A 23,814-nucleotide genomic window follows, 5' to 3' on the forward strand; every position below is an offset into this window, starting at 1 on the left:
TGCCCGCTCAGCATTGCTGAACAACCTGTCTGGCGCGGCCTCCAGAGTGCGGCTGCGTAAATCAGACTGCGGTTTGCAACCCGGCCACCGTACGCGGCATTGCGACAAAACCCGGCAAGGCTTCGATCCGTGTCAGCCAGGCGCGAACGTTGGTGTAGTCGTCCAGCGAGACATTGCCCTCCGGCGCATGGGCGATGTAGCTGTAGGCAGACACGTCAGCGATGGTCGGCTCTTCGCCCGCCAGATACGCCGTTTTGCCCAACTCCAGTTCCATGACCTTGAGCAGGTTGTGCGCACGGCCAATGACTTCCTCGGCATTCAGTTGCGCACCAAACACCGTGATCAGGCGTGCCGCCGCCGGGCCAAAGGCAATCGGTCCCGCCGCTGCCGACAACCAGCGCTGCACATGCGCTGCGCCCACCGGATCGGTCGGTAGCCAGCGTCCGTTGCCATATTTCTGCGCCAGATAAACCAGAATCGCATTGGAATCGGCTAACACCACGCCATTGTCATCAATCGCCGGCACTTGGCCGAAGCTGTTGATCGCCAGGTACTGCGGCTGCTTGTGCTCACCCTTGGCCAGATCGACGAAGATCAGCTCGGTCGGCAGTTGCAGCAGCGACAGCATCAACTCGACACGGTGGGCGTGGCCGGAACGGGGGAAGTTGTAGAGTTTGATCGCTTGCATGGTCGACTCCGCTGGAAAGTGACGTCGCTACGGGGATGAGCGCGCCGATGGAGTCATCATCTATGGGTTGCCGGAACAACAGAATAACCAGCCGCTGCAATCGATTATTTCATCTCGTGCAATAACGCCGCAGCGCTCAAGGCCGGATGCTCGCGCAGCGCCTTCACGGCGAAGTCGACAAAACTGCGGATCCGCGCCGGTGCCTTGCGCCCGCCCTGATACACCACATGAATCGGCAACGGCGGCAGTTCAAACTCGGCGAGGACGATTTCCAACTCCCCCGCCGCGACTTTGTCCGCCACTTGATAGGACAGCACTCGCGTCAGGCCCAGGCCTTTGCGCGCAGCGGTGATCGCCGACTGATTGGCCGTGACGGTCAGGCGCGGTTCGGTGCGCACACTGAGTGCTTCACCGCCGTCGAGGAACGGCCAGTTGCGTTGCTGACCGATCGCCGACGTCGCCACCACCGGCAGCGCGGCCAGGGCCTGCGGGTGCTCAGGGCGGCCGTGCGCAGCCAGAAACCCCGGTGAAGCGCAGATCACCCGCCGCACTTCCCCGACGCGAATCGCATGCTGATTGCTGTCCGGCAGCTCACCGATACGCACCGCGACATCAATGCCCTCCTCGACCATGTTGACGACCCGGTCCAGCAACAGCGCGTTGATCGACACATCCGGATAACGACAAAGGTAATCGGCCATCACTGGCGTCACGAACAGATCGCCGAACAGCACCGGCGCAGTAATCGTCAACTGCCCGCGCGGCAAGGCATGGCTGCCTGCCGCCGAATCCTCGGCCTCCTGCACTTCGGCAAGAATCCGCCGGCAGTCATCGCAGTAACGCTGCCCGGCTTCGGTGAGATGCACGGTGCGCGTGGTACGCACCAGCAGCTGCGTACCGATATGCTGCTCCAGCGCCGCCACCGCCCGGGTGACGCTCGCCGCCGACAGACCCAGACGCCGCGAAGCCGCCGAAAAGCCTTGCTCCTGGGCGACAACAACGAAGATCTGCATTTCCTGAAAGCGGTCCATCGAATTCCTCCGGGCGGATACGACAATCGCAGCCGAGGCTGCGATTGTGGGAGAGCTGGATTTAGAGAATTAAAACTGTCGCGGGAGTGTCCCATTTTCCGCGGCCTTCAGCTTTTTGGAGAGGAAATGCAAAACTGTCGCAAGGTGCAGAAATGCAGCTTGCGCGCCAAGCGCTAGAGAATTAAAACTGTCGCAGTAAGCAATGACGAGGGTTCGCGCGGTGATTGCGAGCGCCCCGAACCTAAATGCCCCATCATCACGGCTCATCGCGCAATTGTCTGCGTTGAGCCAGCAAGCCCTGTCGGGCCGGTCCTACCCGGCCCGCATAGGTGTTGGTTACCCGGCGTGCATGTTCAGCCCTGGCTTGACCTTTTCAGGCTGCACTGGCATGCCGATATGCCATGAGCAATGACCTTCGCCATCCAGCCCGTCCGGAGCATAAATAGCGCGGAGTTTCTCAACGAGATGCCCAGCAAGGACGGTAACCTTAGGCCCTTTATCGCACTCGCAACACGGCTTCAGGCCTGAGAGCTTAGCGCAGTTGGAGCAGAGCACTAGGTGATCGTCAGGGTTATGCTCACCGTTCGCAGAAAGTTCGATTAGGGTCGCTTTGTTGTCCCAACAGTGGCCGCAGCGGATGTCAGTGTCCGAGGCATGCTCGGGGTCAATCAAATGGATTGTCATGGGAGATTCCCTTTCAAAAAATATTGGAATTTTTTGCTGCTCACGCAGCGACAGCGAAAGCTGAGAAAGGGACTTACCGGAGTCGGTGTCGATACTCACTAAGCTCTGGACCGTAGGCGGAGAGAGGCATACGGAACCAAGCGGTATCTGAGGCTGTGCGAAGGCTGGTAAGGATAGCGGCCAGGACTTCATGGATCCGGCGGCCGACCATGTAGATGGCAAGATCAGTCAGGCGGCAAAAACCACCCATGAGGGAGTTGAGGTTTGCGAATGCTGCTTCCAACGCAGCATGTAATCTTTTGAAAACTTGGATGGTTTCGCGAGGAGAAAGCGCTTTTTTGTGAATAAGTTCAGCCGCGTACTCGGCATAGCTATCCCTTAGCTCTGCTGCTATCTCAAGCAAAGCTGGATCATCAGCAGTCTCGTACGCTGAGATAAGCAGTTTGGCCTGGTTTATGCGCGTTTGAGCCATGTGGGCTTCAAGCAGCACAATCTGCCTAGCTAACATCTCCTCCTGCTTGGCAAAAACCAGTTTCGCCTCCTCAATGCCGCGCGCAACCATGTCGACGAATGATTCGCCTACCTCCTCGGTTGACTCGTTGGCTTCGGGGCAGTCCATGGTTCAGATCACCTAAGTGTTATGTAGATTTTTACTACAACACCTCCATCATATTTCGAAAGAATCTTTGTTTTCAATGATTTGTTGAGGAGATTTTCTACGGGAGCGGTGAGCGGTAAAAAGCCGGCGTGCGGATGGACGCAATCGATTTTCGATCACCCTGTGTGAAGACCAAAATGAACAACAGATACGCCATCAGCGCGCATCTATACGATGCGTATGCTCAGTCTGGAGTCGTTATGGTGAGAGCAGATTATTTGACGATCTGGAGCCGTGGCTTCAATGCTGGGCTACGTCCAGATTTGGCTGCCGCCACATCTGTACATAGGGGTGGCATGGGATGCATTCCCCGGTGAAAAGCCTCCATCATCACATCGTCAAGGGACAGATTGAATCGAGAAGCCGTATTGATCATCACGGCGAGTTGCGCATGGCCAATCCGCTCCAGCGTCTCCTCAGTCACAACCTGTCGCGCCGCATCCAACTGACGTTTAATACCGCTCAGCAATGCAGCCCTGTCCACATCAGGTGTGAGATCGCGGCTGAACTGAATGGTGTATCTGAAGACCTTGTGGTCGAAGTCGTGCATGTGGGTTGCCGACGTTCCCATGGTGATCTGAGCCCTAATAAGGATAAGCTCTGGAAGTGAGTAGCCTTACTACCCGTTAAGCAGATATTTACACTTGAGAGCTCGGATTGTCTAGGCACAGCTCGTCAGGAACACAAACGAGACGTCCGCGATTAGGCAACGGGGGTTGGGCGGACGCTTACCCAGTTGGGCGGTCTTCCCTCGATGGGTATTCTACGCCCCTGGCGCTCCGGTTCTCTTGATCACATCGATGTAACAGCCTAATCAGTCTTGACAAACCCTGCGTAGGATCTCAAACCGCCCATCTTAACTTCGACGACCGGATCTCCCAGCTGAAGAACTCGTGAGAGCAGCGCAGACTTCAGCTGGAACTATGCTGCAGATTGTTCCACGACTCATTGGAGATGACGTAACTGCTACCGTTGCAACCAATTTGTAAAGAAATGGAAGGACCACGGCCGGAATCATAGTGATGGCACTGGCTATCCACACTCGATACTCTTACAGCTCAGATAACTGATTTTTAAGGATAAAGATGACCTTCTCCGAATTTTCTCTGAGCGTAATTGCTTCGATCGTTGCGGCTCTTATCCTCGCAATTGGCGCGAAAGTGACGCTGCTGAAGTGGAAGAAAATCGCTATCGGGTTCGGTGCACTGTTAGCCATTTGCACCATAGGAACAGTCGTAGTGTTCGCCGGTATCACAGTGACCAAAGAATTCTCCGAATACCGCGCCCGCTCAGCTCTTCAGGAAAAGATCGATTCCTACACTAAAGGCCACTACCCCGAGGACTACGAGGAGGGCTACCGTGTGGAAGTGACGCAGGTGGGCGAGCGCCCATTTTTGGCCTTCATGTTCCCGGACGGCGTCTCAGCCACACCGGCCTCTCACCCATGGAGCAATGACCTGTTCACAGGCCAGATCCAAACATTGCTCAATGATAACGGGTATGCGGGCGCACCCGCCTGGGGTTACCAGCTGAAGCCTTTGACTGAGGAGCAATTTCAGCAACTGCTGAAAAGAAAGCGTGAATAGCCTATAGCTGAGCAATAGTTTTCGCTCAGCAGCATCGCACCCGCCTTAGGCAGGAGATGTCAACCAATAGACCAGACAGATTCAATGGCGGTCAGTGTTGGGTAAACTTGAGCAGAGCGCGGCTTACATACGATCGTAGGGATTCGCCGGCCTGGATTCTCTGCAGCGTCTCTAAAATGGGTCTTCATCAGCCTCTGATGACGTTCGAACACGGGGGGGCCATTGAACGGAGGCGAAGCCTAGCGTTAGGCGAAGGTCCTTTATCTCATCCTGCAAAGCTTGACACCTATCGACACACCAACCAGCACTGCGACAGGCTGTAGCCAGTGCAGCGGGAGCCAACAATCAGCGAATCCGGACCTACCCGATTGGCTTAACCGTAAGCGCCAATCCCTCGGGCATCTGTTAGCGGCACCTAACACGCTTGAAAAAGCGCGCTGATGCACGAAAATGCAACGCCCCTAATTAAAGGCTAAGGCTCGCGATGACCAGGACATATCCCATCCGTTTCGGAAAGCAAGGAGAGTATGAGCTAAACGAATTAGCCCTCAAGCACATCTTGGCCGGAGAAACAGCAGTTCGACCAGTTAATGCGCTCGGAGTGCGCGCCGTGGAGGTGGTCCTGTCTGGTGGGTTACATACTTGGTCGGGCTGGGAAGAACTCTTGAAACAGCACCCTGCCGTGGTGCACTTACTTGATTACGACATTGACCGACATGCCGATTGGTTCTATGCGCGGGAGCTTCAAAACGGAGTTATTACTCTAAAGATACCGCGGAGGATGTTCACGGGTGATGCTGCCAGCATTACGATGAAACCGGATGTCCATTACAAATCTGGTTACCTTTGGAAGACGCTGTATCCCGTGGGATTCTCAGAAGACGACATCATCAATGTCCTCACTGAAGCATTCGGCAACCTAGATCGCGAGGACTCCACACATCCGACACCAGAACGGCCGGCTGGTGTCCTCTATGGATACGCATTACTAGATGACCCTCTCAAGGCCATGAAGTTGCGCATTCAGGTTCGGGGTAATCAGATTCAATCGGCCTTCCCCGCCTGGGAACAGCCTGCATCGGGAAACAACGGTAAGCCTTATTCGCATTCACACTCAATCAATTTCGCCGTTGCCGTGTCAACCGTCCATCACGAACGATACAACAAGCCTTGGGGACCTGTATTTTCGGCAAATCGTTTTATTATGTCGAAGCTGCTGAATCTCACTCCACCCTTTATCCTAAGTAGACCGCGGCGCGATGCTGCTATCGGCGTAGACATCTGGCGTGACACCCGCGAAAAGGAACTGATAGCGCTAGCCCCCTTGATGACGTCTGAAGATCTGCGGCAAATTGAGACCTATTTGTGCGACTACGTATGCAGCAAGGACCCGTACGGTGTGCAGGCAAACCTTTACATCCAATTCGCAGAAAAAATTAAGCATATCGATTTTGTATTCAACGCGGCACAAGTCCTCGAAAACGTGGCTGAGTGCGTCCAAGTGCTGACACATAGTGATTTACAACACGGCACGCGACGGGCAATGGATGCGATGCTGCGCTTCCTCAGTATGGCAATAGTACATACTGGCGGACTCTGTTCGTTGATGTTTAAGCGAGTTATCGGTGAGTTTGTAGAAGCTGCACTTGGCCATCACGACAAGGACTCACTTCGCGACTTTTTCGCCGCGCTGGCATCTTCACCATGCCGTGCAGCACTGTACACGGAGTTCAATCTCAACCCGTTCGTGATGAAAAATGATGAGACGGGTTGGCGGACACTCGGAGCACTTCAAGTCTGTATCGAACTCAAGCCCGAGCACCTCGACGAGTTCATCTCTTTACAGCTCGGGGAGAACTATATGATGGTGTGCTCCAGGGAACAGCGGCTTGCCATCGCGCAAGGTTTTTTTCCACTTCCCGAGCAGCGAACTATGGTGGCAGACGCTATGTCATTCCTCTCCGGAATCGACTTCCAGTTCTTCATGCCGTCACGTTTGGAGCCCGCGTGGCTTGAAGCGAAGTCTCCGCCAGCGGAGGACGATCTGATCGCCATAGCGAGAGACTATAGCCGAATGCTAGTGATATACCGGCAGCGCATTGTTATGGAGGATTACGCTGCGTACAAGGCTATCCCGGACTTCAAGCAAGCTGGTACTGAGGAGTTCTTTAATCTTATTCGCCAGAAGCACAAGAGACAGTTTGTCCTCACGCTGCACGAGGCCATGCTCCACCACCTGATCCACTACGCTGGCAACGTCGGCTATGAGAGACTAAAAACTAAGGCGGAGAACATGCTAAAGCAGCTTCCGAAAGAGGCTGTCCCGATGCCAAAGCCGATTCCCGACTACATCATGGAGGGCCGCCATAGGCCAGATTCATTCGCGGGAGATACTCAGGCCATGGTTCGAGCAATATTGGGAAACTGGCCCGCTAACACCTGAGTAGAAGATGGTTGCCTGATAGTTGTCTCCACTCATGCGGGTGGTAATTCGATGGTCAGATATCCCGCGCCCCGCATAGACTGCCAATAAGGGTAACCGTTGGCATAGCTCACTCAACGTGGGCACCTAACCTGCCGGTTTCAAGCGGATATTACCCCCAGTATCAACCTGCTACGAGCCGAGTCAGCGCGGCAGGAATGTCAGGAAATTCGGCAACATTCAGATCACGCAGCAGGAAACCACGGCCCTTCCTCACGAGCCTCTTTAAGGCCAGTTTTTGTTGCTTAGCTCCTAAAACCCATACGATGGCGTTAGATCTCGTTGGAGTGCGCGCTGCTGGAAACTGGATAGAGACAGGTTGAGGTCGGTCAAACTCTGTATGCGCACGAAATTAACACCGCCATCATTATCCATGATCAGAACGAGACCACCTCCACCTATGACATTTTTTCCTTTAAGCGCTTTTCGAACGAATTGTAGGTAGTCGCGAGCACAGTCTCTTTCATCGGAAGTATCCTCAACCGCTTCCTGTGCAGTTAACTTTATTAAATCTTCGAGAGCTTTGGGGGCGAGGCCGGAATTCTCCAGAAAGGCATCAAGATAAGACGCGACACGTGATATCACCACCTCCTTCTCTGCTCCGATCCCCACCTCAACGTACCAATGAACCTTTCTCGATACTTCGATCAGCGAGGGGTTCCCCTCATTTTCAAGGGCCTTAAACAACCTCTGGACTCGTTCTTCTTCTTTTTTTATACCTTTCTTAGAACTCTCCATTTTGAATTCGATTAACCGTACGATTCCAGGGAACGTAAGCAGGACGTCGGCCAGCGATGTGTCCGCTGGAGACTGCTGCAACAAATTGACCATAGTTGGAATACCGGGGGAGTCACCGAGACATGACCGAACTGCGAACCCAAGCCCATAAAGGAAGTTTCCAATCACCACGTTTTCGTAGAGTTTCACTTGTAAGCTCATCTGAATTATCAAAAAGCTGAAAAGCATACAGTTTGGCTCGAAGAATTTGTGAGCTTCTTCAGTATTCCCTAAAAGTCGTCAAGGAACGCCACGACATATGCTTGACGCACTCGCGCGAGCACCTCTTCGAAGCTTTCGTATTCAGACCCTGGCTGAAGGTATGGCACGATCTCCGGGAAGGCGGCACGAGCCATTGGGCGCGAAGACTCATTCAGATGAACCGCGTTCGCGAGCAGCTCAGGATTGGCGCATCCTCTCCGGACAACACCACTCAAAGTGAGCAATGTCGTTGGGATGACTGGCTCTTCGCCGGCCGAAATTGCCTCCGCCGCTAAGATCCGCGCAGGGAGGCCAGCCACGAAAGCAAGATCAGCCGCCAAACGCACAGCAAAATGCCTCGCCGTCTCACAGGTTTTGATTTGCCTCTCAGCAGTTCCGATAGCGCGCTCAAGATCGCAGAGTGGCTTGCCCGCCATCCACTCGTCCAGTAGCGTTCTGATAACAGGAAGTGCCATCCTCGCCTTCTCCCCGTCGTCCTGTATAGCCCGATACTGGCCGCCAAAAAGCCCCTCGATATCATTCGGCCTGATTAGCTGAAGCAACCATTCTGGGTGTGTTTCGATCCAGCTGAATAGCGCCTGAATGCAGTCGGTAGTTTTTCCTGAAAACGCGCCAGTCTCCATGAGCTCTTTCAGGCTCGCCACGATTTCGTATCGAAGTCCGGATGAGGCCGCAACGCGCTCAAGCCACGAGAGCTCTTGCTTTGGAGCAAGATCGGCACGCCGCTGCATAGCAGACGCAGCCCGACTTTCAATCCACTCTGCATCGTTCGCTTGACGCTTGCGGTACGCAGCGAAAGACCTATGGATCATCGCTTTCGCCGGTTCGTCTGGGGCATCCTCATCGCCGACGGGAAGCCGAGCGAGGAGGTATTCCTCGTTGCCCTCCAGCACTCCTAAATGGATGCGGTCGAGCAATCCCATCAGCGGATCATCGATTTTCAGGCACTGGTCCGATTGAGAAAAGATCCCCTGCAGGGTCATCCAATGGCTAGCGATGTTATTCTTCGCGTCGTTGATATTGATAATCTTGCTAGGGATGATTAGCACGAATCCTTGGCCTCCCTCACCTGCCCGGCCTGCCCTTCCAGCAGCGTTTAAAAGCTCATGAGCATCGAGTTGCTTCATCTTATCGCCGGCAACATCCCATCGGCTGTCGCCCGCGATTAAGACAATATCACTCGGAAGATTCATGCCCTGCGCAAGGGTAGAAGTGGCGAAAAGCGCATCAATACCATCTCGTCGCTTGAACAGCGATTCATGCAGAAGGCGCTCATGCTTCAGGAGCTGAGCATGATGGCTTGCCGCGCCACCTTTGACCCGGCCTTTAGCGTCAAGCTCTAGATAGCAATACTGCGGTCCGCCAAGCTCTTCCTCAACGAGCGTGCGCAATTTTCGCTCATCCTCAGTAAGTGAGACTCGACGCTCCGGTAGCAGTGATTGAAAGTGCCGTACGGTGGATTCAGCAGCAACGGTGCTCTGTACAAACGTAAGTGTCTTCAGTCCGTCCTCGGCGGCCGCTGCGGCGATTGTACCAGCTACCTTATTGCCATTTGGCGTAAGGTACCAATTCCTAGTCCACTTGTTGGTACCGGTCGCAAATTCCACAGGCTCATCAAGCAGAGCCATCAGCGAGTAGTCGCTGCGATTGCGGGTTGCCCAGGTTTGCCGAAGACAGAAGAAAGCAAGCGGATGCGCATTCAACTTCGGCTTCAACTGTGCCGGGACTCCTACTGTCGTAGCGATTGCCCGTTCGCTGCGAAGCAAGTCCTCTAACTCCGCGATTCGATCAGCGTTGTACGCGACGCACCCACGCGCTTGACGGGTGGGTTTCCAGGCCAAGTCGAGTGGTATGCATGGGCGGCCCGTCAGCTCGGCAACCCAGCCCGCAATCTCTTCCGCATTCTGCATCATCGCCGAGATCAGCAGTAAATCAGCGTGCGGTGCCGAGCGGGTTAGATTGAGAATGCAAAGCATCGAATCAATACTGCGACGGCTCCGGTCAGCCTCCCTCGGATGTAAAAGGTGACATTCGTCGAACATCACCAAACCGACATCCTCAAACGCTTCCGGCTGCAAAGATTGCAGCATAAGACATCGCTCAGGTGTGGTGACTATGATCTCAGGCAGTTCGAGAAAATCAGAGAAAGTGATCTCCTCATCTAGATCACCTACCACACTAAAGTCGCGGAACGCATTCTGGAGGGAAAATGCAGTTTGATCGACAAGTGCCAAAGTCGGCGCAAGCACTACAGCCTTACCACCACGTAGAAGAGCAGCCGCGATTTTTAGCTCGGCGAGTGTGGATTTACCGCCCCCGGTAGGAAAGCTGACAGCAGCGGAGAGTCCCCTAGAGAGAAAGCCTCTATCGAGTGCTTCGCGATGATTACGCCAGAGATAAGGACGCTTCCCAGCAGCTCGACGAATAACGTGCCACCATTGGTTCTCATCAATCCCTGAAGGCGCAAGAACCCGGCACAGTCCAGCAGCAGCTAGATTTCCTGAAGCGGCGAGCAAAAGTTTTCCGACATGGAGGGGGCCAGGAAAAATATTTACGGCACTTGGCCCATCATTACCAAAAACACTGTCGATCGGCGCAATGCATAGTCCCACCACTTCGGAAAAAATATCTTGAGCTTGGGAATGCTCACCCATTTTTTGATCGAATACCGGCCGGCTGAGGACTTCACGCGCTAGCTGAATCACGCCCATATGCAATCGCCTCAGCAAAGCATCCACAGCTAAGCCCGTGCCGCTCCGATCAGCTGGGCGAGCATATTTTGGATCATCTGTCTGCTCAACTATTCTTTCGAGTCGCCCAGCAGCAAGATCGCCAATTGCCTTGATCAACTGCGATTCGGCGGACATGTCATCAGCCTTAGAGACTAAGCGCTTCGACATCTCGGCAGCATCGCTTTGAGAATCTGCGATTAAAAAAAGTAAGGTGCTGCAAATCTCAGGCGCCGCGCAGATGGCGTCGATATATGACGCACGCTCTTCGGATACAACCTCGGCGATTAAGCAAAGCTGATGCGCAGTCCCCGCTACAAACGCCGCCGCTACGCGGTCGGTGCGCTCAGGCGCAGTGGCAACCAACAGTTCCTGGGCTGCCGCCAGTCGCCGCATCTGTTCAAGAAGCTCAGCCAAAGTCTCGCTTTGCCCCTCTGCATTGACTGCACCACGTAATCGAACACGTGCGGCGACAATCTCCGCAAACGCATTGGTGAAGCGGCGTGGGAGTTCTTCCAAATCCAGCGAACGTAGGGGGGGGGCTGCATTAATCAGATCGATCGTAACCGGATCAAACATTGTCTCTCCATGCTTCGATTTGCCTAATCGTTTTCTTCGCGAATTGACTCATCCATTTCCGAAGATCTGGGATGAACAAGGTTTCCGCCTGCCGCCGCTCGCGTTTACCTGGAGCGACTTTGTCGAAACCTTTGAAAAGCGCCTGCCGCGAGACATCACTTGCGTGGATATCTCTGGCGGTTACAGCCACACGGTAGTGCCGAACCTCCTCCCAAATCGTAGCCTCTATTGCCGCATCGATGTCTAGCTCCGGGAAGCGCTGCTGATTAGCCTCCAAAAGCGCGCCGGTTTCTTGGATGAGCTCTGGCATTCTTTCACCTCGCTCCAGCGCCTTGATTCCAGCCCACACATCCCCCGTAATTTTCGACCGAGGGTTGGCTGTAGCTTTGTCCTCAAAGATCACGACGGCAGAAATCTGCCTTTTGCCATCAATTCGAAGTTGCATACCATCGAATCCCTTGTGAGCTGCGATGCTATGCGGTGCACGCACAACGGCTCCAGCCTCATATCGATGTGCAGCAATCCAAGATATTGACTGAAAAATCCACCCATCGCGGTGATAAGCAGCAAGGCCTTTGGGCACCGTGAGGAGTTTGATTGCGCCCTCGGCTGCATCAGCACGGGTGCTGGGAGCTTTTTTGTCGATGCATGCAAGTATTGCGGCGACATGCCTCGATTGGCCGAGAGCTAGGTATGCAACCTTACGAGCAAGATCATCCTCATCATCGATTACCCAACGGGAACCATGGCACAACTTGTCATGGACCACCGGTGTAAGTGTCAACGGCATCCTATTCATCCTTGGCCACTTAAGGCGCACATCCACTGCTGGCAAAATGCCTCTCAGAACAGCAGTTTGCAAGCAGCTTTTTAGAGGTGACCCAAAAGTCTGAATGAATCGTCCCTGGTTTTGTAGACACTCTCCAAGCTTGTACTGACTACCCCCCTTAGGGCCAGTACTGGTAACGGCCCCGTGCCATAGATATCATCGTCAGCTATTCCCGAAAGTGCGAGCTGATGCCGATTTTTCAGAACCATCGGAAGGTTATGGCGCGCCTGTTGATGCGCTGCCTGGTGGACCGCCAGCTGGCACCTCGCGACCTTGCCCAACCCCTGCATATCGTGCTTCCCCGCTGGGACGCCAAACTGGGCGACGCGATCGTTTCTTCATTCTTCTTTCGCGAAGCGCACAAGCTCGGTGCCCGGGTCACTGTACTCACCGTACCGGAGCTGGTTGACCTGCATCGGCTCGATTTCGGCGTCGACCGGGTCATCCCTGTCGCTTGCGCACCCACGCTGACCGGGCTGGGCCCACTCGTACGGGAATTGGGTTCGGTCGATGTATTTGTCCACCTAGTTGGCCGTATCCAACCCATCGAGATGCTGTTCATCCGCATGCTTAAGCCCGCCCGGGTCTACTCGTTGGATGATGCCTTGCACTGCGTCAGCGGCAAGCTGGGTGAAGCCACCGCGAAGCTCAACGTGGTCGAGCGCTACACCCGGGTCCTGCTCGACCTCGGTGCGACCCGGATCAACCGCGATTATATCGTCCCGCTCCCCGAACGGCAGGACTGCGACACCGTCGCGCACATCCTGGTCAACCCCTATGCCAGCAGACCTGATAAAAGCCTTGGGTTCGCCAGAGCGCTCTCGCTGGTACGTGCCCTGGCGGATGCCTGGCCGCAGCACCATGTTGGCATTCTGTGCAGTCCGGCCAGCAGTGTCGAGGCACTGCAGCTCGAGCACGCCATCGCCCGCAGCAACGTCCGAACACTGGTCGAACTGGATACGCCCCGCGCGGTCGCCGGTGCCATCCAACGGGCCAGAGTGGTTGTCAGTGTCGATACTGCCATCGTGCACATGGCCGTCGGACTGAAGGCTGCATTGGTCGCGATCTATCCGGCCAGTAACTCTTCCAATCCCTGGCTGCCGCCGCTTTCCCCCCATACCCGTGTTGTCTTCAGCCGCCAGAAACCTCGTCAATACCCGCACACCGGCAGGAAAAACATGAATGAATTCTCTGATGTCGACGTGATTCAACCCGTCGCCGAACTGCTCCAAGAGTCGATCGATGCGGCCCTCGCAGTGGATGCGCATATCGTTTCAGGTCTGGGCGTGGCCACTGGCACGCTGGCCCGCCAGCTGCCCTTGATCAGCCAGTCTTTTCCTGAAGTCGCCGATTGCCATCCGGGCACGCTGAACTTGCAACTGTCACGACCGCTGCGTTTGATCCATCCTCATCACCGCAGCGCTCCGCTGGCTTGGACACCGAGCGGACGTACCAGTGAGGTGTTCGACTTGCTGCGCATCGAGCTGGAATTCGACCACCTTGCCCACCGCGTGCCGGCCTGGCTGTACGTCGCCCACGGCTCGCCACACCGGCAGACCCCGACGGTGCACGAGGTGATCGCGACTCGCCTGGAGCTAAACGGGGCCCAACGTTGCCGCGTGCACCTGCCGGCGCATGCGGTGGAACTGGCCTGAACACCCTCAGCCGCAGCGTTCGATCAAGCGCTCACTCTCCCCCAGCCAATAGCCACGATCGGGTTGGATATGCAGGAAGATGCGTGACAGCAGGGTACCCTCGTCAAGGAATTCCGCCACCGTTTCGTCGCGTGTCACTGTCCGCTTGAACCAGGTGTTGTACAGCTTCAGCAGGCTTACGTCGTGGAGCAGGAAATCGCTCACTGCCATGTCCGTGCGCCTCATCACCGCGCAACTGTCGAAGTTGTAAACCGGTCGATAACCCGGGTCGCATACCGAGGGCGAAATTGGCACCAGCTGATGCGGCGACCTGGCGACAAGCTCCTTGATCCCTCCCGGGTTGCCCCAGGCATGTGTCTCGACCGCGAGCCCGGTTGCCAGTGCCTCAGCGAGATCGGCGTTTCCCGGCAGTGAGGCGAACAGGCATTCGCTGTGCCAGTGCAGTCGCTCGTCGAGTCCCGTCGGGAACAACAGGGAGGTCGGGTCGCGCAGCAGGATGCTGTCCGCGTCGATCCAGGCCCCGCCATGGCGATGAACGTAGGCCATGCGGATGAAGTCGCTCCTGGCGACTATCGCCTCGATCCCCTTGTCCATGCTGAAGGTAAGCGGCTCGAAGCGCCAATCCTTGCCGAGGATAGAAGCATCTATGCAATGCTCCAGGCTGCCCGGGGTTAGCAGGGTGAAATTGTCCCCCAGCGCCCGTTGCATGGAGACCAGGGCCAAGGCGATCCACGGCGGCATGCTTTGCCCCGCCGCCGTTTCCCAGTAGCTCACGTAGTTCACACGCACAACGGGGTCCTCTCTGCCGTCACGCCGCTACTGCCCAGCAGCCCGAGGTCCTCCAGGTAGTGCCGCAGCAGCGTCAGCGAGGGTATGCATTCGACCTGGCGCAGGAACTCGTTCCCCAGAGCCGCCTTGTACAGCCGCAACCAATTGGCCGCCGGCACCCGCGCCAGAAATGCCGGCAAGGCTTGGTAATTTTCCGTCGAAAACAGTAGACGCAACGTGCGCAGGATCGGTTGGTAATCCTCGGCCCCAAGCAGTTTGGCCAATGTGTCGTCCAGCTGGTGGCTGATTTCCACCATGTTCAGGCGCTCCTCGACGGTGGCATCCGTCAGGGCGACCCGCGGATCGATGGCAACCGGGTAGATCGCCTGGAACGAGCGGGCACCGGCTAGCAGCGACTCACGCAACACCTTGTCGGCGGTTGATCCCGTCACCAGCACATCGTCACCGAAGATGACGTGCACGCCGCTCCATCGATAAAAGTTCTCCGAGGGAATCACATGGTCCTGGACAAGATTGACCCGCTCACGCTCTTCAGTACTCAGGCTTGCGTAGTTCTCGCAGGGAGGGGCGATGCGCGGCAGCTTGACGTTGATCAGGGTGGGCAGGCCCATATGGGCGAGCTTGACGTTGATCTCCTCCACCACGATGTCGTAGAGCACGTTGGCCGTCGAAGGCACGTTGCGCCAGCCAGTGGTCATCAGCACCACATTGTCGTCGTGCTCCCGCGCGCTGGTGAACAGCCGTGCCCAGTGTGACTCCGGGTCATCCAGCTGCCGCTCCAGATAGTTGATCACCAGGCCGGCGAGAAAACGGATGTCCTTCTGGCTGCCGTACTTGGCACGGCTATAGATGGCCGTAAGCTCGGAGGCGCTTGCGCCACTGCTCATGTCGCGGAATCCGTTGGTGCCGTCGGGCGTAAGACAGTTCAGTGCATGACCACCGAGCACCGCGACATAGCTGTCCATATCGATCAGGTCTTGCGCAAGCAAGCCGCCAGCGAACGCGCGCAGACCTCCATTCACGTCCTCCGCCTGCGGCCGGGCCACGGCCTCTCGAAAGCGCGCCAGCTGTTCGTTGACAGGAGCCTTGGCGAGTAGTTTCCAGTCATTCGATCGGGCGTTCACGGGACAGTCCTTGTATCGGTGCCAGACGACAGGCTGAAGAAATCCAGGGGCATGTCGATGCGCCTACGCCCTTCGAAGTAGCTGATCCGGTCCAGGCCCAGCGGTTGCAGTTCATCGACCAGGGTGCGGATGCCGGCCCCCGCGTCCAGCGGATCGTGGGCGTCGGAACCTATGGTGAAGGCCGCGCCGTGGGCGATCAATTGGGGCAGCAGGGTGCGTGATGGATAGCTCCAGACGCCCTGAACCTCACGAGTCGAACCGGGCAACAGGCTCGACTTGCGAATACCCGAGGCATTCAGTTCGTAGGCTACACCATTGCGGGCGAACAGCGGCAGCAGCGGTTCCATCCGGCGCAGCACTACGTCTTCCGCCACGCCGCGCAGCAGCGTGTCGGCATGCCCAACTGCGTCGAACAACCCGCACTCCAGTAAGGCGTGCAGTTGGGCGAAATAACGGTCGAGAAAGGCCGGCGCGGACAGCCGGGGCAACTCCCAGACCTTGGCCATGGGCTCGCCCGGCAACTCGACGTAGTGGATCGAGCCGATGGCGAAATCCAGCTCGTACCGGGCCAGTATCTCGCGGTTGTAGGCATCCGCACCCGGCATGTAGTCGAACTCCAGTCCGCGCAGGATCTTGATCTTCCCCTGGTGCTCCTGTCGTGCCCGCTCAATATCGGCGAAATAGCGGTCCAGTTCCGCCTCCAACAGGCGATTGTCGCTGTCCACCGGGAACGGCGCGTGATCGGTGATGGTGAGGATCTTCACTCCGGCGGCGATTGACGCCCGCACCAACTCATCCACCGTACCGACGGCATGCTTGGAATAAAAGGTATGGCTGTGGGAGTCGATCATGCCGGCACCATTCGTTCCAACAGACCATCGTGATTAGCTAGTTCCTTGACCAGCCAGTAGGGGTTATTCGCCTTGCGCAGGATCTTGTGCACCAGTTCGAGGTCGTCGAGACGCGCCAGCAGATCCCTCAGCGGTTGGCTGTAAAGGGCGCGGACCAGGGGCGTGTCGCGTACATGGCTGGCCAGTCGCTCCCAGCCAATCCGGTCAAAGTGGATATTGCCCAAGCGCTGGTGCTCGATGCCGTACAGGTAGACGTCACCATTAGGTTTCACCGTCAGGTCCATGCCGTTGGCGTGGGGAGGCGGGTTGAGGCTGCCGAGGGTGAAGCGCTTGTTGACCCGGGCTTCGATCGCGTCGATGTAGCCATGCAGATCCAGGTAACCCGGTGGCGTGTCGGCCGCCGGGTGGACGAGGTTCTTGTAGTCGATACCGAACCGTTCCTCGCCGACCACCAGCGTATCTTCCAGGGCATTGCCCGCGACGATCCCGGCGTCGAGGCCCCAGCGCGCCAGTTCCTCCCGGAGGTAGTCGCGGGTGAACTCCCGATCAGTGTCGATCGAGCGAAACGAAAAGCTCAGCCCGGCCGGTTTGTTTCGTCGCAGGTAATCCAGGCTGAAGCCATGAGCCCGCCATTTCACCTTTTCGATATGGTGGCTGTCCGAGCTCAGTCTGATATTGCAGGTGTCGCCCCGGCTGACCACGATGCGATTGGTGGCGTCATAGAACTCCGCCATCTTCTCGTGGGGAAAGAAGCCGCTTGTGATGAACTCGAAACGCTTGCCGCCCTGGGAAAGCTCAAGAATCTCGTGGAAGACTCTGGCGTTGTTGAGGGGTTCGCCCTCTCCGCTGATGGAGATGCGCTTGACGTCGGGGGCGTTGATCAGCGCCGCCAGGTTCTCCCGGGCGAGGCTCGATAACTCCATGCTCATCCCCGTCTTGTGCTTGTCGGCGTACATGCAGAGCGCGCAACCGATGCCGCAGATTTGGGTGATATCGATGTACAGCAGGTGGCCTTTCAGATCCATCTTTCTTGACTCGTTGCTAGCCTGTACGAGCGCACAGGCGTGGGTTGTACATGACCGGTAGGCACCGGACGCGTGGGGCATCAGTAAGGCTGCAATACCTGCAGTTGCGGGATCTGCACAGAGTCGCGATGGACCACTGTATGCAGTACCCGATCCTCTCGGACCGCAGCCATGTCCGGGTAATCGCTGTAGTGGTCGTTGCTGATCACATAGGTCTCGACATCGAACTCCGCGGCGGCCAGCACCGGATGGTCGGCGGTGAGGCTGGGCGGCATAACCAGTACCCGGGCCTGCGGAAACATCGCTTGGAGTGCGTTGTCGCTCATATCGAGCTGGCGGCGGATGCCCGGATCGAAGACCAAGGTCACGCCATAAGTCGCGGCCAGGTGAGGCACAAGTGTCTTGAGCACCTCCAGACCGATGAAGCGCCGTTTTCCGCCCGCTTCGTTCAGGTAGCAAAGATTATTGCCATCTACCACCAAGTTGCGGATTTCGTTTTCCAGCAGGCGAATGGTGTCGCGCAGGCGCCGCTTGCGTTTTTCCTCTTCCCGTTCCAGTTTGCGCTGGTGGAATTGCCGATCCTTCAACACCCTATCCGGACTGCGTTGCCCGACACCAAAGCGGTTTTCACATTCGTCATGGGCCATCCTTTTATCGAATGAGCTTTGCGCATTGTCCAACTGGTTGATGAAGCATTCGGCATCGATGAGGTCCCGCTCCGTCGCCCGCAACTGGTCATGAGTAGTTTTCCAATTGCGATACACCTCTCCGGCCACAGCCTCCCAGTGGGCGCTGTCCTTTCTGACTTCGTCGGCGACGCCCTGCAGGCGTTGCACGTCATTGTCCAGTTGCGTGATGGTGGCCTTGGCCTGCAATGAATCGAAGCCCTGGTATCGCCGCGAATTGGCGCTCAGGCGCAGCTGCTCCCGTTCGCTTTCGCCGAGCCCGGATACCAAGCCCTCTTGCCGGCTCTTGAACTGCGCCAGCCGCTCCTGCAGGGTGCTGACCTGGCGCTCAGCCACGCACCGTTCACTGGAAAACCAGTGCAACGGCGACCAGCCCGCCTCGGCAACGCCCTTGGCGCTGTTCAGCTCAGCGCGGCTGGCCTTGATGCTCTGTTCGACCCTGGCAAGCTGCTCCCGCGCGGCGAGAGTTTCACGTTGCACCTGAGCGAGCCTGCTATGGTTGCTCTCTTGGTCGAATCGCTCGAACCATTCGAGGTCGGCACGCAGATTCTGGATGTCTGCATTGATCTTTATGATTTCCCCCTTGAGGGATACCAGTCGCTTGGCGTGATGGTTGCTGTACACGGTTCTCGCTCCTACTCAATCCGTTGGTTCAGGTGGCGCTCTGCGCGGCGCGTTTGCCGGAGGCATGCACGGCTTTCGCCGCAAGGTTCAGCGCGACCACCGTGGCCGCGCCGGCAGCGAAGCAGATGACGTTGGTCAGGAGAAATTCGAGAGGGGAAATCACAGGGTTCATGGACTCACTCCTTGGTCGTCTAAAGAGGGCATCAGGCGCCCAGGCGTATCCCGCATTTGCCACAGAAGTTGGCGCCGGCCGCGACTATCGCGTGGCAACCGGGACAGGTGGGTTTGAGCAACATCTTCTGGCGCATATGGCCGATCTGGATGACGCAGGGCACGGTGACCCGGTACGCCGGGCTTGCTAGGTCGAATGCCGTCCAGATCCCGGTGATGGCCCAGCCCACCGGGCCAGCCAGCACTGCTAGACCACGACCCAGGGTGCTCGAACCCGCCAGCACCACGCCACGCCCTACCAGGCTGCTCATGGTCGCGCTGGCGACCACCGCTGCCACGTTGTAGGAAGCCAACCCGGAACTACCGAGTGAAGCCAGCAAGGCCGCCAATGCCCCCGGCCCCATGCCGGGTCGGTACGCCAGTCCGCCCAGGGATTCGAACAGTGTTTTGCGGTCTTCCTCGCTCATCCGCGCCAGGGACTGGGCGAATACCTTGGTGATGATCGCCATTTCCATCTCGGCGCAGCTGGCGCTCGCCTTGTTCTTCGCGCCGACGTGCCCGGCCACATCCGCCAACAGCTCGCGGTACGGCACACCACTGCCGCCGCGGAACAAATTGACCAGTGAGTTGCCGCCAAAGCGAGTCAGCTCCTCGGCGAAAATAGCCCGGGTCGACTCGCCGACACCCTTGTCCTTGTCGGCCATCAACTGACGACAGACTGAAGATGACAGGGAGATGCGGCCCTTGCCGTTGTCGGTGATCACATCTATCAACAGGCCCACGTCGTCGGCGCTGGCACTCATCAATACATCGGCAAGATCGGGGTCGTGAATGATCGGCATCCCGGCACTCCTTATTGTTCGCTAGAAGAAGGATCGTGTGGCGTGGTCTGGCTGACCCAGGCGCCCGCTATCGCGGCCAACCACTTGCGTGGGCCGGATTTTGAAATCTCGCGCAGCATCAGCGCATCGAGCTTGAGACAGGCGCGTCTACGCCACTCATCGCGGGCATTGGCCCGGACAACTTCCGGCGAGGCACCCACAATACTGGGGCGCTGATCCGGATGGACCTTGCATTCGCGCAGGACCTTTTCCACCGGATTAACCTCTTGAAGCCGCTCTTCGGCCTCCAACTTGTGAGCTGCAGCCAAGTAATCGCCACTGTTGCCGATCGCGCTGGCCAGCAGTGCCCAGTCCTGGGGGCGCATCAACAGGAAAGCAGGTGGTACCCCCAGAGCCTGGGCAAGACGCTCGATAGTGCTCAGGTCCGGGTTGGCATCGCTACCTTGCGCTGGTGATTTCAGGGCCCGCAGCGTGCTACGAGCGATGCCGGTTTGCTGCTGGATCTGCACCGCGGACAAAGGCCCGGGGCCGTCGGCATCGTGTTGCGTTTCCCGCAGCGCACCTGCGACAGCGAGAACGGAGGATAGGTTGCGGCTAAACCATTGGCCGAGCGAAACCTGAATGGGTTGAGGCGTGAGGATATTCATTGCCATCATCTCGCTATTAGATGGTGGCACTTTAGTAAAATTTTTAGCGTATCGAAAGGCTTAACTGGAGCACTGTCACTCCATTTTTAGGGTCTCCCGATGATGAATGGAGCGTTATCACTCCATTTTTCTGTGCGTTATCAGGGTGAGGACAACAACGGAGCTCTGTAAATCCAACGCTACGCTTTTCCCGAATGCCGGGCGTTTGCCTTTCTGAGCATTTCATCCAATTGCGCTATGAGTTCATCCGGGTCCAATTCGGTCCAGTTGCCACAATCCGCGGCCACAATCATTTCGGCGAACTCCGGGCTGTACTCAGGTACCCGGTCAGCAACCACGTCGTCGATGAAAGACGTGAAAAACCAAGCGCCCTCCGTCTCTTCACCAACAAGCCGGCCTTCGACTTGCAAGGTGGCCAATTCCCCCAAGTAAGCACCATCGTTCAGGTGTGGGTGAACGCTAAGGACAGCAGATTTGAGCGACGACGAACTAATACCGCTTTTCGCCAACTCGACAATCATGAGTTGCAGCGAGGTCATCTCGGCCATTGGGGCCTCCGATTTAATTTAGTGGGGGCGCAAGGGCGCAGGACGCCCCCTCGCCTCCTCCAGCAGGGTGACTTGTGAGATCGTTTCACCAAGCAATGGTGGTCAGTCGTTCACCGGCAAGTCATACCCAATACTGAACAGCGCCTGTTCGATGCTGCGAAGTGTTTGTTGGGTTGTTTTACCGACCCGGAAAGGACTCTCAGAACAGAGAGGATGTTTTGCCACTTGGCTGAGCACGTAGCTGGCGTGCATGTTCCAACGTGCGTGATGCGACCCTGAGCGCAGGCGTTTGAACTGTAGACTTCCGATACTTGGGTTACGGCGTTTAGGTGCGAGAGCAGTGGTCGACCCTTTCGCCCCGGCCCAAGGGAAATTAAGCGCCGGCGGAACTTTCGTCAGGCATTTGACATTGCAGTATTTGACCACCAGCAATCCCAATGCAGCGGCTACCCGGCTGTCGTAGATGATGAAATCAGGGCAAAGCAACGAATAGATTTTGGTCATTCCCGAATTGAAGCGCAGCGATTGATTACGAAGAATAGGGGCGTCGGGATCATTGTCTACCAATGCTGTAGCGACATCCGAAATCATCTTTGCAAGGCCAGTCTTGTTGGCTTTCAACCATTCGTTGTTGCGGGAGGTGACACCTCCCCAGGCCATGACGTCGAGGGACGCCTGGAGGATCAACGCATCGCTGCTGCCAGCAGCGATCAAGTCTTCGCGCAGTGCGGACAGCGCAATTTCGTTGCTGGCAGCGCTAACCCCTGGGTTGAACGCGAGGCGGGTATTACCCGGGTGATTCCAGCTATACGAGGTAAACGCGCCGTACAGGCTGTTACACCACCACCGTACTCCCGAGCGACGATCAACGTACTCATGCGTGATGAGCGTGTCCGAATCAAGATGACCCGCCAACCAGTCGATGAATTCGGAGACGTGATCAAGCTTAGCGTAGGGGTGTTTAGTGTTCATGAATGCTCCTGTGGGCTGGCAGATTCAACGCCCAATTGCGTGCCAGCGGGGCTATGATGCAGCACTACTAGACACTAATTTGTCCGAGTACGAAAATTATGCGAATTACATCAGATGAAACTGAACACCGGGAAAAGCGGCGCAAATATTTGCGAAAGATTCTCCAACGCGCAGGCCGCGCTTTGTCGACCGAGGAGTTGCATCAAGAGATGCTCGAATGGGCGGACGGTACCGCCAATCCGAGGACAACTCGGCGTGACCTGTTTGAGTTGAAGGCGGAAGGGTTTGTAGAAAAAGTACCCGAAGAATCAGGACAGCGACGCAGAGCGCATCGCTGGAAATTGGGCAAGGGCAGTTTTGACTTGGCGCTTTCGCCGCAAGAATCGATGACTCTTAGCGCTATTTTCCAACATGCTGAACGCTTCGGTTTCTGGATGGACACGAAAGAGCTTACAAAGCTGCGCGAGTACGCGGCCTGGGAGCTGAAGTCTCGATCAGCCCGGCATTTGGTCGCCGAGGGTCGCATCATCACTGGCACGCGGTTCACTGTGCTGCAGCATGGGCAACATGACCATGAGCACCTCAAGCTCATACAAGGTGCAATGATCGACGATCATAGTCTGACCGTGCGTTATAGACCTCGAGATGCCAACGGCGTGGAGTGCTCCTACCTTCTGAAACCGCTCGCTCTCGCGTATCAGGACAGCAACATCTACCTGTCAGCATTTGTAGCAAAGGAGACGTGGCATGGAGACGCGCCTGATCTTGGCTTGCCAAGAGGAAAGTACAGCAGCAACGGGATTGGTAAAACCTGTGCACTGATGTTGCATCGGATGGTGGACGTGCGGGTGGCGAGGGATGCTATCCAAGAACCTGAAGGCTATGACGTTCGCTCCATCGAGGTTCAGCGAGACCTAATTTCTGCCCACGCGAACGAGACGATAGAGTTGGTGTTGCGGTTGAAGGAGAACCTTCACAATCGCCTCACGGAAAACGCGCTTGCGGCGAATCAACAGGTCGAAAGAGATGGCGATAGCTGGTTGCTGCGGTGTGAATTGCTCGACACTCAGGGTCTCAGATTATTCCTGATGAGCAATGCCGCAGACGTCGAAGTCGTGTCGCCCCTGCACCTTCGCTGTCATGTCCGCGAGCAACTCGAAACAGCGCTAGCGCAATACGCATGCTGAAATCTAATGGAAAGGCCCGCGTCACCTGCCTGCCCCCACAACAACAACTCGATGTGTAGCAGCTAAGAGTGTCATTGATGCGCCTAGCTTCCTCCGACCCTTCATGCGCTCCACGCCCGGCTAAAGCGACCATCCCGAGGTCGAATTCGACAGTAGTGGCCGCTTAAAGCCCAAACTAAAGATGCCTTGTTTGAACTCAGATGAGCTTTATTCGCCATTGCATAGCCAAGGATAGCGAGCCGGTCGGTTTGCTGGGAGACCATGAAGCTTGTGGTGTTGCTAGGGTGTAAAGCAAGCCTTGGGGCACTCACAACCAAATCATCAAATTCACCGGTTCGAGCACCTTATCCAGCTACCGGTCGCATCTGTTGAAAGACGATGGTGAGGCCAGCAAAAGTCGTTCGTCGTGCTCGGGAAATGCACCAAAA

At 56.6% G+C, this 23,814-nt stretch carries 22 protein-coding genes; 4 read left to right on the forward strand and 18 right to left on the reverse strand.

Annotation, left to right across the window (positions count from 1 at the left end):
- Positions 1-61 precede the first annotated feature (61 nt).
- The 5 genes from V8J63_RS02275 to V8J63_RS02295 form a co-directional block, all read right to left on the reverse strand.
- Positions 62-688, reverse strand: coding sequence for a glutathione S-transferase family protein (locus V8J63_RS02275; RefSeq protein WP_130888854.1), 627 nt, complete (start codon positions 686-688; stop codon positions 62-64).
- 104 nt (positions 689-792) lie between these two features.
- A complete protein-coding gene (locus V8J63_RS02280) occupies positions 793-1,719 on the reverse strand; it encodes a LysR family transcriptional regulator (RefSeq protein ID WP_130888855.1) in 927 nt (308 codons plus the stop codon).
- Between the two features lie 336 nt (positions 1,720-2,055).
- The gene (locus tag V8J63_RS02285) at positions 2,056-2,502 is read right to left on the reverse strand and encodes a hypothetical protein (RefSeq protein ID WP_336463497.1); all 447 of its coding nucleotides are present in this window, start codon (positions 2,500-2,502) and stop codon (positions 2,056-2,058) included.
- The gene (locus V8J63_RS02290) at positions 2,477-3,022 is read right to left on the reverse strand and encodes a hypothetical protein (protein ID WP_336463498.1); all 546 of its coding nucleotides are present in this window, start codon (positions 3,020-3,022) and stop codon (positions 2,477-2,479) included. Before V8J63_RS02290 ends, V8J63_RS02285 begins: the two co-directional genes overlap by 26 nt.
- Positions 3,023-3,275: 253 nt before the next feature.
- Positions 3,276-3,611: a hypothetical protein gene (locus V8J63_RS02295; protein WP_336463499.1), complete on the reverse strand. Its 336-nt coding sequence runs from the start codon at positions 3,609-3,611 to the stop codon at positions 3,276-3,278.
- Positions 3,612-4,146: 535 nt separating this feature from the next.
- Between V8J63_RS02295 and V8J63_RS02300 the strand changes: the two genes are divergently transcribed.
- Complete coding sequence (locus V8J63_RS02300) at positions 4,147-4,647, forward strand: hypothetical protein (protein WP_336463500.1); 501 nt, start codon at positions 4,147-4,149, stop codon at positions 4,645-4,647.
- Positions 4,648-5,131: 484 nt separating this feature from the next.
- Entirely contained in the window at positions 5,132-7,090 is a 1,959-nt protein-coding gene (locus V8J63_RS02305; protein ID WP_336463501.1) for a hypothetical protein, read from the forward strand.
- A gap of 291 nt (positions 7,091-7,381) precedes the next feature.
- On the opposite strand, the gene V8J63_RS02310 is transcribed toward V8J63_RS02305, so the two are convergent.
- The 3 genes from V8J63_RS02310 to V8J63_RS02320 form a co-directional block, all read right to left on the reverse strand.
- On the reverse strand, positions 7,382-8,056 hold the full coding sequence (locus tag V8J63_RS02310; protein WP_336463502.1) for a hypothetical protein: 675 nt from the start codon (positions 8,054-8,056) through the stop codon (positions 7,382-7,384).
- A gap of 80 nt (positions 8,057-8,136) precedes the next feature.
- Positions 8,137-11,436: a DEAD/DEAH box helicase gene (locus V8J63_RS02315; protein WP_336463503.1), complete on the reverse strand. Its 3,300-nt coding sequence runs from the start codon at positions 11,434-11,436 to the stop codon at positions 8,137-8,139.
- Positions 11,429-12,226, reverse strand: coding sequence for a hypothetical protein (locus V8J63_RS02320; protein WP_336463504.1), 798 nt, complete (start codon positions 12,224-12,226; stop codon positions 11,429-11,431). The genes V8J63_RS02315 and V8J63_RS02320 overlap by 8 nt, the downstream gene beginning before the upstream one ends.
- A gap of 227 nt (positions 12,227-12,453) precedes the next feature.
- On the opposite strand from V8J63_RS02320, the gene V8J63_RS02325 reads away from it, so the two are divergent.
- Positions 12,454-13,920 carry a glycosyltransferase family 9 protein gene (locus V8J63_RS02325; protein ID WP_336463505.1) on the forward strand — a complete coding sequence of 489 codons (1,467 nt, stop codon included), beginning with the start codon at positions 12,454-12,456 and terminating at the stop codon, positions 13,918-13,920.
- 6 nt (positions 13,921-13,926) lie between these two features.
- Here the strand turns inward: V8J63_RS02325 and V8J63_RS02330 are convergent, their stop codons facing one another.
- The 10 genes from V8J63_RS02330 to V8J63_RS02375 all read right to left on the reverse strand — a co-directional run bounded on the left by V8J63_RS02330 (position 13,927) and on the right by V8J63_RS02375 (position 22,199).
- The gene (locus V8J63_RS02330) at positions 13,927-14,709 is read right to left on the reverse strand and encodes a glycosyltransferase (protein ID WP_336463506.1); all 783 of its coding nucleotides are present in this window, start codon (positions 14,707-14,709) and stop codon (positions 13,927-13,929) included.
- A complete protein-coding gene (locus V8J63_RS02335; RefSeq protein ID WP_336463507.1) occupies positions 14,700-15,833 on the reverse strand; it encodes a hypothetical protein in 1,134 nt (377 codons plus the stop codon). Before V8J63_RS02335 ends, V8J63_RS02330 begins: the two co-directional genes overlap by 10 nt.
- Positions 15,830-16,684, reverse strand: coding sequence for a histidinol-phosphatase (locus V8J63_RS02340; RefSeq protein ID WP_336463508.1), 855 nt, complete (start codon positions 16,682-16,684; stop codon positions 15,830-15,832). The genes V8J63_RS02335 and V8J63_RS02340 overlap by 4 nt, the downstream gene beginning before the upstream one ends.
- Positions 16,681-17,709 carry a radical SAM protein gene (locus V8J63_RS02345; RefSeq protein WP_336463509.1) on the reverse strand — a complete coding sequence of 343 codons (1,029 nt, stop codon included), beginning with the start codon at positions 17,707-17,709 and terminating at the stop codon, positions 16,681-16,683. Before V8J63_RS02345 ends, V8J63_RS02340 begins: the two co-directional genes overlap by 4 nt.
- A gap of 80 nt (positions 17,710-17,789) precedes the next feature.
- Complete coding sequence (locus tag V8J63_RS02350; protein WP_336463510.1) at positions 17,790-19,019, reverse strand: hypothetical protein; 1,230 nt, start codon at positions 19,017-19,019, stop codon at positions 17,790-17,792.
- Between the two features lie 28 nt (positions 19,020-19,047).
- Entirely contained in the window at positions 19,048-19,191 is a 144-nt protein-coding gene (locus V8J63_RS02355; protein ID WP_164488184.1) for a hypothetical protein, read from the reverse strand.
- Between the two features lie 31 nt (positions 19,192-19,222).
- A complete protein-coding gene (locus tag V8J63_RS02360; protein WP_336463511.1) occupies positions 19,223-20,032 on the reverse strand; it encodes a ubiquinol-cytochrome C chaperone family protein in 810 nt (269 codons plus the stop codon).
- A gap of 11 nt (positions 20,033-20,043) precedes the next feature.
- Positions 20,044-20,679: a helix-turn-helix domain-containing protein gene (locus tag V8J63_RS02365; RefSeq protein ID WP_336463512.1), complete on the reverse strand. Its 636-nt coding sequence runs from the start codon at positions 20,677-20,679 to the stop codon at positions 20,044-20,046.
- 179 nt (positions 20,680-20,858) lie between these two features.
- Complete coding sequence (locus V8J63_RS02370; RefSeq protein ID WP_336463513.1) at positions 20,859-21,227, reverse strand: hypothetical protein; 369 nt, start codon at positions 21,225-21,227, stop codon at positions 20,859-20,861.
- Positions 21,228-21,329: 102 nt separating this feature from the next.
- On the reverse strand, positions 21,330-22,199 hold the full coding sequence (locus V8J63_RS02375) for a hypothetical protein (protein WP_336463514.1): 870 nt from the start codon (positions 22,197-22,199) through the stop codon (positions 21,330-21,332).
- 98 nt (positions 22,200-22,297) lie between these two features.
- Between V8J63_RS02375 and V8J63_RS02380 the strand changes: the two genes are divergently transcribed.
- Positions 22,298-23,386 (forward strand): helix-turn-helix transcriptional regulator, encoded by a 1,089-nt coding sequence (locus tag V8J63_RS02380; RefSeq protein ID WP_336463515.1) that lies wholly within the window; start codon positions 22,298-22,300, stop codon positions 23,384-23,386.
- Positions 23,387-23,814 lie beyond the last annotated feature (428 nt).

Source organism: Pseudomonas sp. CCNWLW23 (assembly GCF_037095675.1).
GTDB lineage: Bacteria > Pseudomonadota > Gammaproteobacteria > Pseudomonadales > Pseudomonadaceae > Aquipseudomonas > Aquipseudomonas atacamensis.

What these genes read in the sequence shown, in the direction of transcription:
- V8J63_RS02320 (WP_336463504.1), bottom strand. Translation starts at nt 12,226, where the DNA reads ATGCCGTTGACACTTACACCGGTGGTCCATGACAAGTTGTGCCATGGT.
- V8J63_RS02375 (WP_336463514.1), bottom strand. Translation starts at nt 22,199, where the DNA reads ATGAACACTAAACACCCCTACGCTAAGCTTGATCACGTCTCCGAATTC.
- V8J63_RS02365 (WP_336463512.1), bottom strand. Translation starts at nt 20,679, where the DNA reads ATGAATATCCTCACGCCTCAACCCATTCAGGTTTCGCTCGGCCAATGG.
- V8J63_RS02275 (WP_130888854.1), bottom strand. Translation starts at nt 688, where the DNA reads ATGCAAGCGATCAAACTCTACAACTTCCCCCGTTCCGGCCACGCCCAC.
- V8J63_RS02305 (WP_336463501.1), top strand. Translation starts at nt 5,132, where the DNA reads ATGACCAGGACATATCCCATCCGTTTCGGAAAGCAAGGAGAGTATGAG.
- V8J63_RS02295 (WP_336463499.1), bottom strand. Translation starts at nt 3,611, where the DNA reads ATGCACGACTTCGACCACAAGGTCTTCAGATACACCATTCAGTTCAGC.
- V8J63_RS02360 (WP_336463511.1), bottom strand. Translation starts at nt 20,032, where the DNA reads ATGCCGATCATTCACGACCCCGATCTTGCCGATGTATTGATGAGTGCC.
- V8J63_RS02315 (WP_336463503.1), bottom strand. Translation starts at nt 11,436, where the DNA reads ATGTTTGATCCGGTTACGATCGATCTGATTAATGCAGCCCCCCCCCTA.
- V8J63_RS02280 (WP_130888855.1), bottom strand. Translation starts at nt 1,719, where the DNA reads ATGGACCGCTTTCAGGAAATGCAGATCTTCGTTGTTGTCGCCCAGGAG.
- V8J63_RS02300 (WP_336463500.1), top strand. Translation starts at nt 4,147, where the DNA reads ATGACCTTCTCCGAATTTTCTCTGAGCGTAATTGCTTCGATCGTTGCG.
- V8J63_RS02340 (WP_336463508.1), bottom strand. Translation starts at nt 16,684, where the DNA reads ATGATCGACTCCCACAGCCATACCTTTTATTCCAAGCATGCCGTCGGT.
- V8J63_RS02355 (WP_164488184.1), bottom strand. Translation starts at nt 19,191, where the DNA reads ATGAACCCTGTGATTTCCCCTCTCGAATTTCTCCTGACCAACGTCATC.
- V8J63_RS02370 (WP_336463513.1), bottom strand. Translation starts at nt 21,227, where the DNA reads ATGGCCGAGATGACCTCGCTGCAACTCATGATTGTCGAGTTGGCGAAA.
- V8J63_RS02325 (WP_336463505.1), top strand. Translation starts at nt 12,454, where the DNA reads ATGCCGATTTTTCAGAACCATCGGAAGGTTATGGCGCGCCTGTTGATG.
- V8J63_RS02290 (WP_336463498.1), bottom strand. Translation starts at nt 3,022, where the DNA reads ATGGACTGCCCCGAAGCCAACGAGTCAACCGAGGAGGTAGGCGAATCA.
- V8J63_RS02345 (WP_336463509.1), bottom strand. Translation starts at nt 17,709, where the DNA reads ATGGATCTGAAAGGCCACCTGCTGTACATCGATATCACCCAAATCTGC.
- V8J63_RS02380 (WP_336463515.1), top strand. Translation starts at nt 22,298, where the DNA reads ATGCGAATTACATCAGATGAAACTGAACACCGGGAAAAGCGGCGCAAA.